The organism is Streptococcus sp. Marseille-Q8145 (assembly GCF_965112035.1).
In genome coordinates, this window is record NZ_CBCOPQ010000002.1 from 350,948 (window position 1) to 367,935 (window position 16,988).

The window sequence follows — 16,988 nt, forward strand, 5'->3', positions numbered from 1 at the left end:
TTGATTAGGAAAAACTTGACAATTATTAATAAAAGAAGTAAAATACCCTTGTACACTGTTCTATTAGGAACAAAAAATGTAAAAAGGAGTCCAATTATGGCAGAAATTTCATTATCCCCAGAAGAACTCACCTCGCAAGCTTCGGTTTATTCTAATGCTCGCGATCAAATTGAAGCAGCTATTCAAGCGGTAAATAGCGCTAATGGCGAAATGCAAGCACACTGGCAAGGTAGTGCCTTTAATTCTTATCTTGAGCAATATCAACAATTGCACGGAGATGTGGTTAAGTTCCAAGAGTTGTTGACTTCTATTAATCAACAATTGGTTAGTTATGCAAACACTGTATCAGAACGTGATACAGCGGATGCAAATAGTTTTGGTTTCAAAGGATAAGGGCGCTCTGAAATGGAGGGATAGGATTGCTTCCTATCCTTCTTTTATTTTAGTCGAAAGTAAATAGAGGAGAATGAACATGTCAGATGCATCTTATTACCAAGAACTAGCTAATCAGGAATCTCAAAATTACAACAATACAATTTCTCAAAAAGCAGCCGTAGATAAAAAGATTGATAGGCTAGAGGAAGCCAAAACATCCTTGTCAACACAGATAAATAATTTTCAAACAGGTATTATAGATGCTTTAGAGAAAGTTAAAGTAGAAGATGAATCCCAGTTTAAAGGGGATCGAAAAACTAAGTACGTAGAAAAGTATGATTCTGCTAATACTGCTGCTACAACCAATAAAGCAAGCCATGAAGCAAATTTAGATAGTATAAATACTGAAATTGCTAATCTTCAAGCTGAATCGGATCGTTTAGCAATAGATGTAAAAACGGCTTATGAAAATATGAATTATTATCAGTCTATGGCAAATTCAGCTAGTTCAGAATAGAGGGTGGGAAGATAATGGCGAATACAGGAACGGATTATGGAGTTTGGACAGGACTTACTTCTACAGTTAGTACAAGCATCTCTGGCATTTCAGATATGGCAGAGTTAACTTTTTCAGCAACGACAATGACACCTTTTACATCCTTCAATAATGATATTAAGTCATTTAATACAGCAATTAGCAGTCTCAAGACTTTCACGACAACCGATGTAACGCGTATGAATCAGGCAGCTGAGAACAAGGTGACGGATGACCGAAATCAGGCGAATGCCAAATAAAGTGTTAGAAAGGAGCTATGTAAATGAATGAAATAAGTGCTTTATACCAAACTTCTTTAGCTCGAGTGGGAGTAGAAGAGGAAAAACGATCTATCTTAGAGCAAGTTGGTCATTCCTTGGTCAGTCAAGGTGATGCTTTCCGTAGACTTCAGTTGGTGCTTCTCAAGAACGAGTCTTTTTATAGTTACAATAGTCTGCTTGGTACATCTGTGACGATGAAGCTTGATTGGGAAAAAGAGGAAGTGACTCTAACTTACTTAGATTCAGAGCTCATTTTGTCAATGGAAGACTTTCGGATTTGGCTAGCCTACACCGATTTACTCTTGTCTCCCATTCTTCCTTTAGGTACCTTGGTAGAGTTAGATCGCGAGTTGCTTCCAGAAGAGCTGGTGTCTGAGATGGAGAAAGCTAAAGTTCCTTTTATGGCGATGATTATGGGACGCAGACTGCTTTCTGATCCAGATGATAGGGAATATATTGATTATTTAGCCAGCATCTATCCCTATGGTCTAAGGTTAGATGTAGACCCTTTGTTTATACCGAGTTATTTGATTTCACGGGTTATTCAAGAAGGTTACAGTGATAGTCTAGATCAAACCTATGTGGACCAGCAGTATCGTAGAGATTACTTTCAGCATAATATCCTTTCTATGACCCATAGTATCGAAGGAGGAGACAGATGAAAATCGATATGAAAGAGGTTTATGAACAAAAGACAGCCTTGTCTAATTCAAAAACCTCGATTGATGCTCAGCTCAAGACGGCTAAGACCTCTTTTGTGAATTTGGTACATTCAGAAAGCCTCAAAGGAGATGTTAAGGGAGCAATCAATGCAAAAATCACGAATCACCAAGTCCCACTATTGACAAATTTTACGAATGCCTTAGCGGTTCTCTTAGCTCAGTACGAGAAGACTATTAAGCAATTTCAATCAACGGTATCAGAGAATGCAGTGGATGCGATTATTGATACAGAATATCTACAGGGGCTTTTGGATGGTTTTTCAAATTTGGAGACCAATATTAGTACAGTGGATAAAGCAACTGCAACTATTTATAGCTCTATCTCTGACATTATCAGTCTGACGAATCCAGATGCTAGTACAATTACGACCCCTTTGTCAGAAGGTAAGAAGATCTTAACAGATACCAAGACGAATATGGCGAGCTTCAATGGTTGGAAGCGAGGAGATGAGTATAGCAAGCTCTTGCAAGTCCAAACAAGTGCTTTGAAAGGCTTGGAGACAGCAGGCAAGAGTTCCTTTACGTCGAAAGAAGCAAAAGCGTTTTATAATAACAATGAATTTTTGGGTGGGGTAGAGGAAGTTACTAGTGCTGTGTCAAGTTCGACACCTTTAATGTTGTTAAACGTTATTGCAGAAGAGGTAAAGTCTATTGTGGAATCTTTAGAGATAGAAGCTCTTAAAGGAGCTTCAACTAAGAGTGGCGCGATAGCAAATGCATTAATTAGAAAAATGACGGGTCGTAAACTACTTCAATACGGTGTTAGAGGAGCTGGTTTTGTTATGATTAATTCTAGCACTCGGACTGGGACTCGAGCTCTTGCAAGAGCAGCTAAATCTCTTGCAAGAGGAGAAAAGATTGCTAGTATGGCTACCAAATTTGGTAAATTCATAGGTGGCCATGTAGACGATGTTCGTTTTATAAAAAATGCTGGAAAAATTAAATGGGACTTTGTTAAAGAGGATGTCATTAGAAATATGAAATCATCTGTGTCTCAAAAGGGATTCGGAGCAGTAAAAAATGTAGGCGCTATTGGTACAGTATTAGCATTGAAAGATGGTTGGGATACTTTTCAGGAGAATCGTGGGAAATATGGGGATGCTCATGCAGCAGCTGATGGAATCGCCCATGCGGCAGGTACTTTTAGTGGTGCGGTAGTCGGGGCTCAGGTTGGGGCGGTTATTGGTTCGGCCATTCCAATCCCTGTAGTAGGAACGGTACTAGGAACAGTAGCGGGAACGATTATTGGAGATGCAGTAGGAAAAGGGATCAACCATGTATGGGATAAGTTTTCACATGGAGAGTGGAAACTGCCCAAGCTGTGGTAACGGGAATCCGATAAATATTAGAAAGAGGCTAGAATGTTTTTTAGAAGACGACGTATGTATTTGAATCAATATTATGACAAAGCCATTTATTATGATCGTAAGACCCACGAAGTTTTAGAAGCTCCAAAGAGTAAACTATTAGATACAGAGAAATCAAGCAGAATGAATCGGCATATTCCTCTATTAGTTGTTTTCTTTATGTTTAGCGGTGGCGGACTTATTTCCTTCTTTAGTCTATTTTTACAAGGAATTTATAGTATGACTACTTTTTGGAGTGTTATTCTTATTTGGATAGGAGAGTTTGCTTTTATTACTATCCTTGTAGAACGAGCCTTGTATCGAAATATTAACAGGGCTCAAGTGACTACTCAAACGGTCAGCCTTTTTACTATTTGTGCTTCAGAGGACTTAAAAGAAAAGAACTTGAGCGAAAAAGAGAAGCGCAATAATACTTATTTATTTAACGCTTTGTTGTTCACTATTCCTGCAGTAGGTTTTTACTATGTCTATGATTTTATTTTTCACTTCAAAGATTTTTTGGGACAACCGATTGGAGGAGAGATTTTTAAGATTGTTTTTGCAGGTCTTTTGTTGGGAGTTGCTTTTGTTATATATAATCAGAATAATATTTCTGGTATTTTGGACATAACGGAAAAATTTGAGTCTGGAAAACTTAGTGTGATATGTAGAGCCGACGACGATCCAGATGTCTATCTAGAAGTGAGCGTTGGACCAGATGGAGCTATTTTGACAAAAGAATTAGATAAGTAAAGAAGAAAGTTTTGAGATGCTTTAAGATATAAAATATAGAGATTAATTTTTGTTTTAAAGTCAAGAGATGCAATAGTGACTTTTTGACTTCTAGTGAATATTGTTGAACTTTATTGCGCTAAGCAATGTAGAAAAATTGGAAAAACAAGGAGAATAAAATGACAGATAAAATTTTACCTTTGGGTTCAGTTGTAACCCTCAAAAATGGTGATGATACAGAAGTGATGATTGTTTCACGAGCTAGTGTCATCGAAGTGGAAGATGGTCAAGGAGGGACTAAGAGTGTCTATTTTGACTACGGATCAGTGGTTATTCCGAACGGGATGCAGACACCAGATAATTTATTCTTTTTCAATAGAGAAAATGTCAAAGAAGTTCTATTTGAGGGATATAGAAACGAAGATGAGAAGGCTTTTGAAGAGCATTACGATACTTGGATGAAGTCAGCAGAAGTTCCAAAAGGATCTATTTAAATATAGTTTGAGAAGAATCGCTATAATATAGCGATTTTTTAGTTATCGGTTTCTAGATTCATGGTATAATTAAGAGTGGATAGCTTTGTTTTTCTATGCCACATAGGAAAAGTAGATTGAAAGAGGTTTATGAACAAAAGACAGCCTTGTCTAATTCAAAAACCTCGATTGATGCTCAGCTCAAGACGGCTAAGACCTCTTTTGTGAATTTGGTACATTCGGAAAGTCTCAAAGGAGATGTTAAGGGAGCAATCAATGCAAAAATTACTAATCACCAAGTTCCGCTATTGACAAATTTTACGAATGCCTTAGCGGTTCTCTTAGCTCAGTACGAGAAGACTATTAAGCAATTTCAATCAACGGTATCAGAGAATGCGGTAGATGCGATTATTGATACGGAATATCTGCAGGGGCTTTTGGATGGTTTTTCTGGTTTGTCTATGAACATTAGTGTTGTGAATCGCGAGACAGAAAGGATTTATAGCTCTATCTCTGACATTATCAGTCTGACAAATCCAGATGCTAGTACAATTACGACCCCTTTGTCAGAAGGTAAGAAGATTTTAACAGATACCAAGACGAATATGGCTAGCTTCAATGGTTGGAAGCGAGGAGATGAGTATAGCAAGCTCTTGCAAGTCCAAACAAGTGCTTTGAAAGGATTGGAGGCAGCAGGCAAGAGTTCCTTTACGTCGAAAGAAGCAAAAGCGTTTTATAATAACAATGAATTTTTGGGTGGGGTAGAGGAAGTTGCTAGTGCTGTGTCAAGTTCGACACCTTTAAAACTTCTAATAAATGTTGCCAAAGCAGTCAATAAGGTATGGAGTAATAATTATGTTCAGAAAGGTGTAAATAAGGCGAAGGCCAATGTTAAAGAAAAGCTGACAGATCCTTTTTGGTTATCTAGACAATTTGCAAAACAAGTTAAGAAATACGGAATCAAAATGAAAGGTGATTCTTGGAAACGTTTGACTAAAGAAGGTTTGGATCGTTTTGGCTCTCGTACGAAGAGAACTATTTTAGGAAATATCAAAAAAGGCTCTCAACTCAAAAGAGGCGCTACTCAAGCTTTGGGTACTTTATCTGATTTAAGAACGGATAAAGGGATTAGGACTGCACTGCAGGATGTTAAAGATAGTTATAAAAACTTAAAAACACCAAAGGGTGTCGTAAAATCTATTGGTATTATCGGGACGGTTGAAGCCCTATGGGAAGGTAAGGAAACGTATGACAAGAGTCTGAAAAAATATGGACAAGCTACAGCTATTCGAGATGCAGCAGCTCACACAGCTAGTAGTGTGACTGGTCAGGTTCTCGGAGCACAAATCGGAGCAATCGTTGGTTCCTTTATTCCATTTCCAGTTGTGGGTAATCTTGTTGGAGCGTATGTTGGTAGTAAGATTGGAGGTAAGATCTCAGAAGGAATTAACCATGTATGGGACAAGTTCTCCCATGGAGAGTGGAAGTTGCCTAAGCTAGGGTGATAGAACTTGGATAAGTAATTAGAAAGAGGTTAGAATGTTTTTTCTTAGACGTCGTCGAGTGTTTATTGGCGAGTGCGATGGTCAGGCAGTCTATTATGACCAGCAGACTGGAGAGGCTTTAGCAGCTCCCAAAAGTTTTCTGCTCAATACGGAAGGTGCTTATAAGACCAATGCTTACATTCCTGAAATGGTTATTTTTCTGATGGCAGGTGGGCCAGGGGTTTTTGGATTCTTTTCAGCTATGTCCATTGGTGTCTATAACTGGACCAGTTTGACCTATATCCTACTATTTTGGTTGGCTGAATTTTTGCTTTTGGTTGCTATTTTTGAGCGAGGATTTTATAAAAATGTTCGCAAGGCTGTTCCGACAACAGAGAAGGTGTTTTACTATGCAGTGTCACATAATTTGATGGTAAGGGATGAACATTTTGACCCAGCTAAGGCATCTGCCACAGTCTACCGAATTGTTCGATGGATTCTTGTGCTTATGAATTTATATTCTATATATGTTATTTATAGTTACATCCGGTTATTTGGTCAGCCTATTGAGACTAACTCTGACTTTTGGGGGACTGGGATAATCTGGTGTACAATGATATTGCTTTATAACCAAAACAACCCGGTTCGTTTTGTGAAGATTATGAAGCTATACAGTCAAGGGAAAGTACGTTTTAAGGAAGAAGGAGAAGAAAATGACAGATAAAATTTTACCTTTGGGTTCCGTAGTAACTCTAAAAAATGGTGATGATACAGAAGTGATGATTGTTTCACGAGCTAGTGTCATCGAAGTGGAAGATGGTCAAGGAGGAACTAAGAGTGTCTATTTTGACTACGGATCAGTAGTTATTCCGAACGGGATGCAAACACCAGATAATCTGTTCTTTTTCAACAGAGAAAATGTCAAAGAAGTTCTATTTGAGGGATATAGAAACGAAGATGAGAAGGCTTTTGAAGAGCATTACGATACTTGGATGAAGTCAGCAGAAGTTCCAAAAGGATCTATTTAAATAATGATATGAGAAGAATCGCTATATTAAAGCGCTTCTTCTCTTTTTCTATCTCTTTTGTTAAGTGGCTAGAAAGATGTTAGATGTAGCCAGTTTTTTGATAATAAAATGGGGCAATAATATATAGAATGCACACGAGGCTTTGTTTAGTATTAAGAAACTCTTGATAATACTGGAGACCAGTCAAGTTAATAATACAGTCTTTTAATAGTGATTATATCGAGATTAGATTTTTAGCTATAGTAGGGAATGTAGCGGTTCTTTTTCTAGTATTGACAGTATAAGATATGAACAATGTGTTCAGTTTTAAAACTTACTATAATTTTCGGATAGTTAGAAGAGTATAAGACCTATATAAATATTTCAAGTCAAGAGTACTATAGTAAATAATATTATAAGAAGTGGATCTGGAGTGATTGGGCACAAGGAAAAGTAAAGAATTTTGACCATTGGGTATGGTATATCTAAAGAAACTAAGGTAGCTTGTTTAGATATTTGATAAAAATAGCAGGGAGGTGCCAAAAAAGATAAAGTAAAAATCACCTGTTTGAATGGCGTCTAAATAAATTTGGGTACGATATATTATCTATTAGAACGAAATAATGAGATCCTTACACATCTGTTTGAGGGTTTGAATATTGATCCGATTCATGCTAAAATAAAACTAGTCTTTGAGTGAGACTAAATAGGAAATACATTAAAGATATTTGCGATAGGTCAATGCTATTAATGAATATTTGTAACGTATTTATTTGCAGAAGACAGCTGTCTCTCTTAGTTTCTTAAGTTAGAAAGTAGGGCTTGTATCTTGAAGCGATTATACCAAATTATAGCATTATTTTTATTATTTTTATTTACAGGTGGTACTGTGTATGCTAAAGATGGCGAACTAGACTTAAAAACAGATTCGATGACGCAAAAGAAACAGCGTTCTCAAGGAAATGAGATCGAGCATATGTATGCACCAAATCTATTCATGGATAGGATAGAACAAGAAGCAATAAAATCTAAAACGGATGCTCAGGAAATGCTCCAAACTGCAAATCGAGCTAATTTCAGCAAAGCAGAAATTTTGAGTGGCGATGGACTAGATTTTAAGGCGTATCGCCAAGCTCTTTTTAAGAATTATCAAGTCTCTGACAGTATCATCGTAGATAAAGAGGAATCGGGCGACATGATGATATGGACAGTCTTTGGGGCAATATCATTTGTTACAATCATGCTTTTAATTGGAATTTATTTAGGAAGGAATTTTCATGGAGGAAGAATATTTAAACGCAACCATTAGATACAAAGATAAGGAAATAGATATTCGCTTTTCCAAATTATTATCTCTACAGAAAGTTAAGATGTTAATTTGCCTAAATAATCTAGATAAAGCGTTGTCTATTATTCCCTCAAATTGGCATTTAGAGATTCAGGGAAAACTTCTGAGAATAGAGCAACATCGAGCTTTAAAAGAATATCCGCTAGGAGATGGCGATGTATTGGAGGTAATCATAAATGAGTGATAAAATCGAAATTAAATACAGTAAAGAAAAGGTCAAGGTTATTTTACCAGCAAGTCACTTTTCTCGTCAAAAATTATCTACTATAGAAAATTATATGGATGCCACTGTGACATTAGAAGATAGTGGTTCTTTATCACTGATTTATGACAAACCAAAATATTCTTATAGTCTTAAAGATTGTATCACAGAAGAGATGTCAGAAGTGAAACGTTTGGAATTGGCTCAAAAGATGGAATCTTTAACATTCTCTGAGCATCATTTTAAAATTCCTTATATACATCCGAAAAATATATTTTTACAAGGAAGTGTTGTTAAGATCCTTCATTATGGTTTAGAAGGAATTATGAGTCCGATTCCGTATACCTTAGAAACTTTTCTAATGAGTTATAAGGCTTTGATTGTTTCTATATTGCGACCGAAACTTGATTTTGACTTACTGATAAATGGTGTAGCCGCAATAGGAGATTCGTTAATACAGGATATAGCCGCATGTGAGACATATGATGAGGTAGTAAAATACGTTAACGAAGCTTATGACAAAGCTTACCAAGAAGAAAAGAAAACAAAGATAGTTGTTTCGAAACGTAGCTGGCATATTTTTTCTATTGGAATGGGAATTTTTTGCGTAGCAAGCATTGCTTTGGGGACTTTTGCAGCCTACTTTTATTTTTGGTCTGTCCCTGTTCAGCGAGCGACAATAAATGCTCAAAGCCATTTTATTTCTAAACACTATGACGATGTGGCAGATGATTTACAAAAGTTTCAAGTAGGTCGTTTAGGTAAAGAAGCAAAGTATGTCTTAGCATCTTCCTATGTTCATTTAGATGATCTATCTGAAAATCAGAAAGCAAGTGTTTTAAATACAATTACACCCTCCAGTGAGGATAACCTCTTGGAGTATTGGATTTATCTTGGAAGGGGAAACTATAAAAAATCTTTAGATTTGGCTCAAAATATTGGAGATGATCAGTTGACTCTGCATGCTTATACAAATCTATATGAGCAAGTTCGTGAAGATAAAAATATGAAGGGTGCTGATAAACAAAAGAAATTAAGCGAGTATCGTAAAGAGATTGAGAAACTCTCGAAAAAACTTGGGGTAAAAGTAGGTGAAGAAAAAGATGAGTAGAGATGATAAAAGTTTTTTTCACAACACAGAAAAGAATCTAGTTTCTGGTAAAATGTTAGGTCAACTCAAAGTAGTCATTTTTTCTGAACGCCTATCGATACTCACGTTTATGGAAGGAACGAATGCTGAGGAGCAGGGGTTCTCTTTCTACATGAAGGATGGCAATATATACGCTGACGAAAAAGAGTTGATAATGGGAAAAAATACCATTGAAAATAAGACTGTTTTTGTTATTGAAGAAGAAAGAAACATATTTGTCAGTTACATTTCTCCTCCAAACGAAGATTTTATTATTTCAAAAGATCAAGAAGCAAATCTCCTCATTTGCTCGAAAGCTTATATTCTGTTTTCCAACGGAAAGGTTTATCTCTATCCAAATGACAGTGTATGTTATTTGAATGAGCGCTTGATTTCTTCTGATATTATTTCTGAGTTTAAACAGGGAGATAGTATTTTTATAGAAAATTACTTTATAGAGTTTTTGGACAATCAATGGCAGATTTCGTCTTTCTTTGAAAAAGCAATTTTCAATAGTCAAACTGTCCTGTTACAAGAAAGAAAATCAATTTATCAATCTAATTTCCCAGTCTATCGGCGTAGTCCTCGAGTACTTCCTACGATATATGATAAACGTCAGAGGATAGAAAAGCCAAAAAATCCTCCAACGAAACCAAAGAATGCTATTTGGCGTGCAATTGTTCCTCCTCTAGGTATGTTCGCTCTTTCTGGGCTAGTAGTAGTTTTAATGGGACGAAATGCGATTATGATGTTGAGCATGGGGGGGATGAGTGTTCTCACTGCTGCATTTTCAATCACTAGCTATTTTACTGATAAAAAAGAGTATAAACAAAAGAAGATAACAAGGCTCGAAGATTACGAGGCGTATCTATTACAGCAAGTATCTACCTTACATAAGCACTACATAGAGGAAAGGAACATTCTTTTCTATCAGCAACCCAATATTGAAACTCTGATTGAAATGATTATGCGTTATGATGAACGTCTTTATGAGCGTCTGCCTTTTAATGAAGATTTTATGACTGTCTCGCTTGGTTTGGGAGATATTGATAGTCAGCTTCAAATTGATTACCAAACAGACTTTTTAACTAAGGACAAGCTAACAATTTTTTCTCAAGATTTGCTAAAGACTTATGAGAAACAAAAGAGTGTTCCTGTTACAACAACGCTTACCCAAAATATCATTGGACTCGTCGCTCAACATGATATAGGTCAGCTATTTCTCCAGCAACTTTTATTGCAGATTGCGGCTTTTCATTCTTATCATGATGTAATATTTGTTAATTTGACTTCGCAGGAAGATTATGATCAAATTTGGAAGAAATGGAGATTTCTACCTCATTTTCTGTTACCAATGATTAATGTTCGTGGTTTTGTACATGATGATCGTACGAAAGATGCAGTACTTACCAGTCTTTATCAGGTTTTGCAGTCTCGTTTTCAAGAAAAGGATCAGAAGGAAAGAACTTATTTACCTCAGATTGTCATTGTTATTTCAGATGATCGCTTGTTGTCTGGTCATGCTATCAATGAAAGTCTTTCACGAGCAGATTTGGCTTCTTTTGGCGTAACTGTTATTTGGGTGAAAGAAAGTCGCCGTCAATTACCTGAGACGGTAACGACGCTTATCGATTTGAGGAGTAGAGATACAGCAACTTTAATCAATAATAGAGGAATATATGTAAACCAAGCTTTTACTCCGTATCCGTTGGTAGATAATTATGAAGGTGCTGTACGTAGATTAAGTAACCTAATTCATGAGGAGACTCAGAAAAATGCTCTTCCAGATGCGATTACATTTTTAGAGTTATATAATGCAGAGCAAGTTGAGGACTTAAATATTTCCAGCCGATGGGCACGAGGAGATACATCTAAGAGTCTTGCAGTTCCACTTGGGGTTCGAGGAAAAGATGATATTGTCTACCTGAACTTACACGAACGCGCTCACGGCCCTCACGGTCTCGTTGCTGGAACAACGGGATCTGGGAAGTCAGAAATATTACAATCTTACATTTTATCGTTAGCATTAAACTTTAGCCCAGAAGATATCGGTTTTCTCCCAATAGACTTTAAAGGTGGTGGTATGGCAAATTTATTCAAAGATTTGCCACATTTGATGGGTGTTATCACCAACTTAGATGGGGCAGGGATCCAGCGTGCTCTGGCTTCCATTAAAGCAGAATTACAAAAGCGTCAGCGTCTATTTGGTAGATTTGGAGTCAACCATATTAATGGATATACAAAATTATACAAGGAAGGTCGTACAGGGATAGAAGGAGATTTTCCTACAGAGCCACTCCCACATCTATTTTTAATTTCAGATGAATTTGCTGAGTTAAAGCAAAATGAACCAGAGTTTATGACAGAACTTGTGACAGCGGCTCGTATTGGTCGTTCCCTAGGGATTCATTTGATTCTAGCTACTCAGAAGCCTTCAGGTGTTGTTAATGATCAAATTTGGTCTAATTCACGATTTAAGCTGGCGCTAAAAGTAGCGGAAAAAGCAGATTCGAATGAAATCATAAAGACACCAGATGCTGCAAGCATTACACAGCCAGGTCGAGCTTATTTGCAAGTTGGGAATAATGAGATATATGAACTATTCCAATCGGCATGGAGTGGGGCACGTTATGCACCGAAAGCGAAAGCAAGTACTGAAGAAGTTGATAATAGACTTTGGGTAATTAATGAGCTAGGACAATATGAGCTTGCGACTACAGATTTGTCTTATCTAGACGAAGAGATGGTTAGTAGGGATACTGATAATGATGAGACTGAATTGGATGCTGTTGTAGATTATATTGCACAGTATGCAAAAAGTGTGAATCTCTGTATGCCAACTAAACCATGGCTACCTCCACTTAATGAGGATATTCCTTCTCCGATTTTAACTGCAAATTGGGGGGATAAAAAACTTCACAAAGCTCCTTTTGCTTTAATGGATATTCCTTCGGAACAGGATCAGCGGATGCTAGAGTTCGATTTAGAAGAATTTAGTCACAGTATCATTTATGCTTCTCCAGGATTTGGAAAGTCACAAGCGCTTCAGACATTAGTCATGAATTTTGCTAGACTTAATAAACCAGATCAAATACATTTTAATTTATTTGATTTTGGAACGAATGGATTATTCCCTCTGAAAGGATTACCACATGTGGCAGATATTGCTACATTAGATGATGCAGAAAAACTAATAAAGTTCCTTAAAAGTTTACAAAAGGAAATACAAAAACGACGGGATTTATTGGCTGAATATGGAGTCACTTCTATTGAACAGTATGAGCAGAAGACAGGGCAATCTTTACCATTTATTTTGAATATTGTTGACTCTTATGATACTGTGCGTGATCATCCGCTTGAAAGTTCTGTTGAATCTGCTTTTCATCAGGTACTGCGTGAGGGAGCGAGCCTAGGTATTTATTTGATAGCAACAGTTCTCCGAAATACTAGTATGAAATTAAGTATGCGAAGTAATTTTGCTACACAGTTTGTTCTATATTTGGTAGATAAGGACTCCAAAAAAGATCTTATTGGTTTTGATGCTCTGGCTGATCAAGTTGTTCCTGGTCGCGGTCAGATTAGATTTGAGGAACCAATTCGTTTTCAAGTATACCTTGCAACGGAAGGAGGTTCAAATCTTGAGAGACTGCAGAGTTTAGAAAACGCTATTGAATCAATGGACAAGTCATGGAATGGCTCTAGACCCGAAGCTATCCCGATGCTGGCTAATGAGATTACATTTGAGGAATTTGAAAATGATGTAGCTGTTCAAGAAGAACGGGAGAGATTCAATATTCCAATTGGTTATGATAAAGAAACAACAATGATTCGCTCTATTGAACCAATGAATTATGACTTTATTCTTCTCATGGATGACACTCCTTCTCAAACATATAGTATTGAACGAGCAATATTGTCAGCTTTTTCAGAGTTTTCTGGGAAAATGGACCGTGTAGTGGTTGATACGGATGGACGTTTTGCTGGTATGAATGAATATTTTGACACTAGAATTGATGAGGCGAATATTAGCCAATTCCTTGGTGAACTCTTAGGAATCATCCAATCTGGTAAGCGTAGAGAGCAACCAATGTTTGTTTATCTTCCAGATATACACTTAACTGGAGATAAGATTGTGTTGACGGATAAAGATGTAAATACTTTGTTCACCAAATCTTCGGTAGTTAACATCCATTTAATTTTCCATGGTTATCAAAGTAGCATAGTTAGTAAATTTACACCATTCTTTAAGCGACTTCGACAAAATGTTCCGATGGGAACGTTTGGTACTACCTTTAATGAACAAAAGGTCGTACCAGGTCGTACTCAATACAATGAACCTTTGGTGGAACTTAATGAAACACAGTTCTTCGTTGGTAGAAGTGTTCATCGCCTGAGAATAGCGCAAGATAAGTAGTTACAAAAAGTTTTCATAATAAGTCTTGAATGTGCTATAATAGACAGAGAGATTCCTGTTAACAAGTAACGATGATGCGGCTAAAATCAATTTAGGAGAAAGAATTATAATGAGTCTAAAAAAAGAAAAAAAACATTTGTTTGGAAAAGTGTTAATTATTTTATGCTTGATGCTTACTGTGGGAGTTCTTATCTATGTAAGTAAATCAGATAGTTTTTCTTTTATTTTAGGAACTAAGGAAAAAACACATCTTCGAATTGGAATTGTCAATCAAGATGAGGGTGAACAATTAAATAGTGTCCAATATAATTTTGGAGATGATTTTACAAAATTATTAGCGAAGGATGAGAAAAAAGAGGCGAGTTGGAAAGTCCTATCTAGGAATCAAGCAGAAAGCCAGTACAAGGATGATTCACTTGAAGCTATCATTTACATACCTAAAGATTTCTCGCACAATATATTGCAATTGTCAAGTTTTAATCCTGAAAAAGCTAAAATAACGTATAAGGTAAAAGATTCTGTAAAAAAAGAGCAGTCTCTTGAAATGGCTCAACAAGTCGGGGATTATGTTAATAGCTTGAATCAGAAAACCATTCGTCTATATTTTACAAGTGTCATTAATAATCTTGATGATGCCAAGCTTCGGATGAAAACAATTGTTGATGATGAATCAGATGTGTATAGTTCCTTATCTACTTCAATCTTTCAACCTGCTGATAGGAGTATTAAATCAATAGATTCCATTCCTTCGATCGCACAGAGTGTTCAGTCTTCTAATAGAGCATTTGAACAATCAACGTCAAGTTTCAAAACCTCAACCTCTGATTTGTTGAAAAAAAATTCGGAGTCCTTACTCGGTCAAGCAGATCCAATTTTAAAGTACAAACAAGTTCAATCACAGGTTGCTAATCACAATGCTCGAGTCGCAGGAAATTCTATTAAGAATCAATATGATAAAGATAATGAATTGTATCTAACCCTTTATAGAAATTCAATGAATTATTTGCATCTTTTCAAAAATACAGACTCCTCTACTGATCCAGATAATTCAGAACCTTATTTTAAACGTTTAGCTCAGCGTATAAATAGTTATAATGAGAAGATGAAGCAATATCAAGCGCAGATAGAGCAGTCTCGAAAAGAACTAGGCTCCATTCGGAGCTCTCTTGAGGAGTCTCGTAGACAAATATCTCAGAACTATTTTGACGGTAAAGAAATTGATACATCGACCTTAGGAAGTGATGAGGCAGCGATTTTAAAAGCAGTCAGTGATGAAGCAGATCAAAATAGTGTAAGACAAGCTTTAGCTAAGCAGGTTGTTAATACTTTATCAGATTCAGATGAATTGCCCATAGATTATACTAATCAAGTAGATAGCACGATTGCTTCTATTAGTGTTAATCCTAGTGATTATGGAATCTTATTTAATAAACTAAAAGAGTTTGGAGCTTTAACAGATGGACAAATCAATTCATATTACGCAAAATTAAGCCTATTGTCGAAATATGCGAGCATTAAAGGTAGGACTACTGGTTCGATGCCAGGCTATACGTTTATAACAGTAGCTAATGATGTGTTGCCACCTACAGAGACTCAAACGGTTACAATGACTCATGTTTATCCTGAGCTCTCTTCTGCAGGAACTGGAGCTAAGAAATATATTGAAACTCCTATTCGTGTGACAAATGTACGTGTTAAGGGTGCCAAGGGAGCCACAGTAGTCCCAAGCGTTGATAAGATTTCAGCACCGACTACCCTCCAACTTCAAATTCAACTTTCTCCTAATTATGGACTGAATACTATTATGTTTGAACTTGAAATTGGTAGTGAAAGAATTCCTTTGGAGTATAGTTTCTTTTATGATGATAATAAAGGAAATGTTGCGTTAGTAAAGAAAGATTTATCCCATATTTTTGACCAACTATCTCGAATTGATATAGCGTCGACTATGGTTAAGAATTTATATGGTAGCCCAACATCATCGTATAACAATGTTGACATAGCTAATCCAGCGAGTGACTCAGTTGCGAAGATGTATGGGAACATTTCACCATCATCTGTAGCGGATAAGTTGCAACAGAAAGATGTGGATCAATATAGACAGTCAGGAATTGACCTATATGTTAAATTAAGTGTAGAGATAAATAGACTTCAGGCAAATATAGCCTCTCTTCCTCAACTGGCAAAAGAAGAATTACCTAGCGATTATTTTGAAACAATTGTTAAAGACTTAGACGATTGGCACCAAGAGGCATCTAATAAGTTGAATGAGGAGTATGAGAAGTGGAAAAAAAATGGCCCAGAGCTTTTAGAGATTTCTCCAACAAGTTCAGGTGACGGTTTGTCAAATAGTAGACTTTATACAACAGATGATAGTAGTAATAGTCTATTGGATATTGTTACAAAACTTGCCTCTAATACTCGAAGCACTTCTGATACAATCATCTCTAATGGGAACACAATTGGATCTATGGATACACAATTTAATACTTTAGCAGAGCAAGCTAAAAGAGTTCAAGGAGAAGTGAAGGAAGTTCATCAGCAAACGGAATCACTTATTAAGAATCAGGCTAAGAATGTTGAAGATAGTACTGAATTTAATAAGAACTTCCAAGGAGTACTATCAAATGCTCGTTCGAACGGAACGGATAACCAAGCTGTTTTAAACTTCTTATCCAACCCAGTTGTAACTGAAAAAACCAATCAATCTGGTGTTTTATCAAATACACCGATCTGGGTTTATCTACTTGTAATCTTACTTTTAACCAATATTGCGACTGGGCTAACAATTAGAGAGTATGCTCATAGAAAGAAAGAGAAAATAGTTGAAAAGGAAGAAGAGCACTTCGAATAGATAAGAATTATTTTCTCATCAAGTCTTACAAAATTATCAGGAAAAAGTGCTTTTATAAAGGAATTTTTATTGTTTTCCTATCTTAA

Annotated in this window: 15 protein-coding genes; all 15 read left to right on the top strand. The window is 36.4% G+C overall.

Going from position 1 to position 16,988, the window contains the following annotated elements:
• The first annotated feature begins 96 nt into the window (after window positions 1-96).
• The 15 genes from ACWPVL_RS05225 (at window position 97) to esaA (ending at window position 16,902) form a co-directional block, all read left to right on the top strand.
• Window positions 97-393 (top strand): WXG100 family type VII secretion target, encoded by a 297-nt coding sequence (locus ACWPVL_RS05225; RefSeq protein WP_015604292.1) that lies wholly within the window; start codon window positions 97-99, stop codon window positions 391-393.
• 79 nt (window positions 394-472) lie between these two features.
• Window positions 473-892, top strand: a complete 420-nt coding sequence (locus tag ACWPVL_RS05230; RefSeq protein WP_125371244.1) for a DUF5082 family protein — start codon at window positions 473-475, stop codon at window positions 890-892.
• 14 nt (window positions 893-906) lie between these two features.
• Window positions 907-1,170, top strand: a complete 264-nt coding sequence (locus ACWPVL_RS05235) for a hypothetical protein (protein ID WP_125371243.1) — start codon at window positions 907-909, stop codon at window positions 1,168-1,170.
• A gap of 23 nt (window positions 1,171-1,193) precedes the next feature.
• Window positions 1,194-1,853 (top strand): DUF4176 domain-containing protein, encoded by a 660-nt coding sequence (locus tag ACWPVL_RS05240; protein WP_454387351.1) that lies wholly within the window; start codon window positions 1,194-1,196, stop codon window positions 1,851-1,853.
• Window positions 1,850-3,241, top strand: coding sequence for a T7SS effector LXG polymorphic toxin (locus ACWPVL_RS05245; protein WP_454387353.1), 1,392 nt, complete (start codon window positions 1,850-1,852; stop codon window positions 3,239-3,241). Before ACWPVL_RS05240 ends, ACWPVL_RS05245 begins: the two co-directional genes overlap by 4 nt.
• A 54-nt stretch (window positions 3,242-3,295) precedes the next feature.
• On the top strand, window positions 3,296-4,012 hold the full coding sequence (locus ACWPVL_RS05250; RefSeq protein ID WP_454387681.1) for a hypothetical protein: 717 nt from the start codon (window positions 3,296-3,298) through the stop codon (window positions 4,010-4,012).
• Window positions 4,013-4,170: 158 nt separating this feature from the next.
• A complete protein-coding gene (locus ACWPVL_RS05255; RefSeq protein WP_125371238.1) occupies window positions 4,171-4,485 on the top strand; it encodes a DUF4176 domain-containing protein in 315 nt (104 codons plus the stop codon).
• Window positions 4,486-4,580: 95 nt separating this feature from the next.
• The gene (locus ACWPVL_RS05260; protein ID WP_454387355.1) at window positions 4,581-5,969 is read left to right on the top strand and encodes a T7SS effector LXG polymorphic toxin; all 1,389 of its coding nucleotides are present in this window, start codon (window positions 4,581-4,583) and stop codon (window positions 5,967-5,969) included.
• A 34-nt stretch (window positions 5,970-6,003) separates the two neighbouring features.
• The gene (locus ACWPVL_RS05265) at window positions 6,004-6,672 is read left to right on the top strand and encodes a hypothetical protein (protein WP_454387357.1); all 669 of its coding nucleotides are present in this window, start codon (window positions 6,004-6,006) and stop codon (window positions 6,670-6,672) included.
• Window positions 6,662-6,976: a DUF4176 domain-containing protein gene (locus ACWPVL_RS05270; RefSeq protein ID WP_125371238.1), complete on the top strand. Its 315-nt coding sequence runs from the start codon at window positions 6,662-6,664 to the stop codon at window positions 6,974-6,976. The genes ACWPVL_RS05265 and ACWPVL_RS05270 overlap by 11 nt, the downstream gene beginning before the upstream one ends.
• 868 nt (window positions 6,977-7,844) lie before the next feature.
• Complete coding sequence (locus ACWPVL_RS05275) at window positions 7,845-8,264, top strand: type VII secretion protein (protein ID WP_454387359.1); 420 nt, start codon at window positions 7,845-7,847, stop codon at window positions 8,262-8,264.
• Window positions 8,233-8,487, top strand: a complete 255-nt coding sequence (locus ACWPVL_RS05280; RefSeq protein WP_041826857.1) for a hypothetical protein — start codon at window positions 8,233-8,235, stop codon at window positions 8,485-8,487. The genes ACWPVL_RS05275 and ACWPVL_RS05280 overlap by 32 nt, the downstream gene beginning before the upstream one ends.
• On the top strand, window positions 8,480-9,616 hold the full coding sequence (gene essB / locus ACWPVL_RS05285) for a type VII secretion protein EssB (RefSeq protein WP_454387361.1): 1,137 nt from the start codon (window positions 8,480-8,482) through the stop codon (window positions 9,614-9,616). Before ACWPVL_RS05280 ends, essB begins: the two co-directional genes overlap by 8 nt.
• Window positions 9,609-14,048: a type VII secretion protein EssC gene (gene essC / locus ACWPVL_RS05290; RefSeq protein ID WP_454387363.1), complete on the top strand. Its 4,440-nt coding sequence runs from the start codon at window positions 9,609-9,611 to the stop codon at window positions 14,046-14,048. Before essB ends, essC begins: the two co-directional genes overlap by 8 nt.
• A gap of 109 nt (window positions 14,049-14,157) precedes the next feature.
• Window positions 14,158-16,902 (top strand): type VII secretion protein EsaA, encoded by a 2,745-nt coding sequence (esaA, locus tag ACWPVL_RS05295; protein WP_454387365.1) that lies wholly within the window; start codon window positions 14,158-14,160, stop codon window positions 16,900-16,902.
• Window positions 16,903-16,988 lie beyond the last annotated feature (86 nt).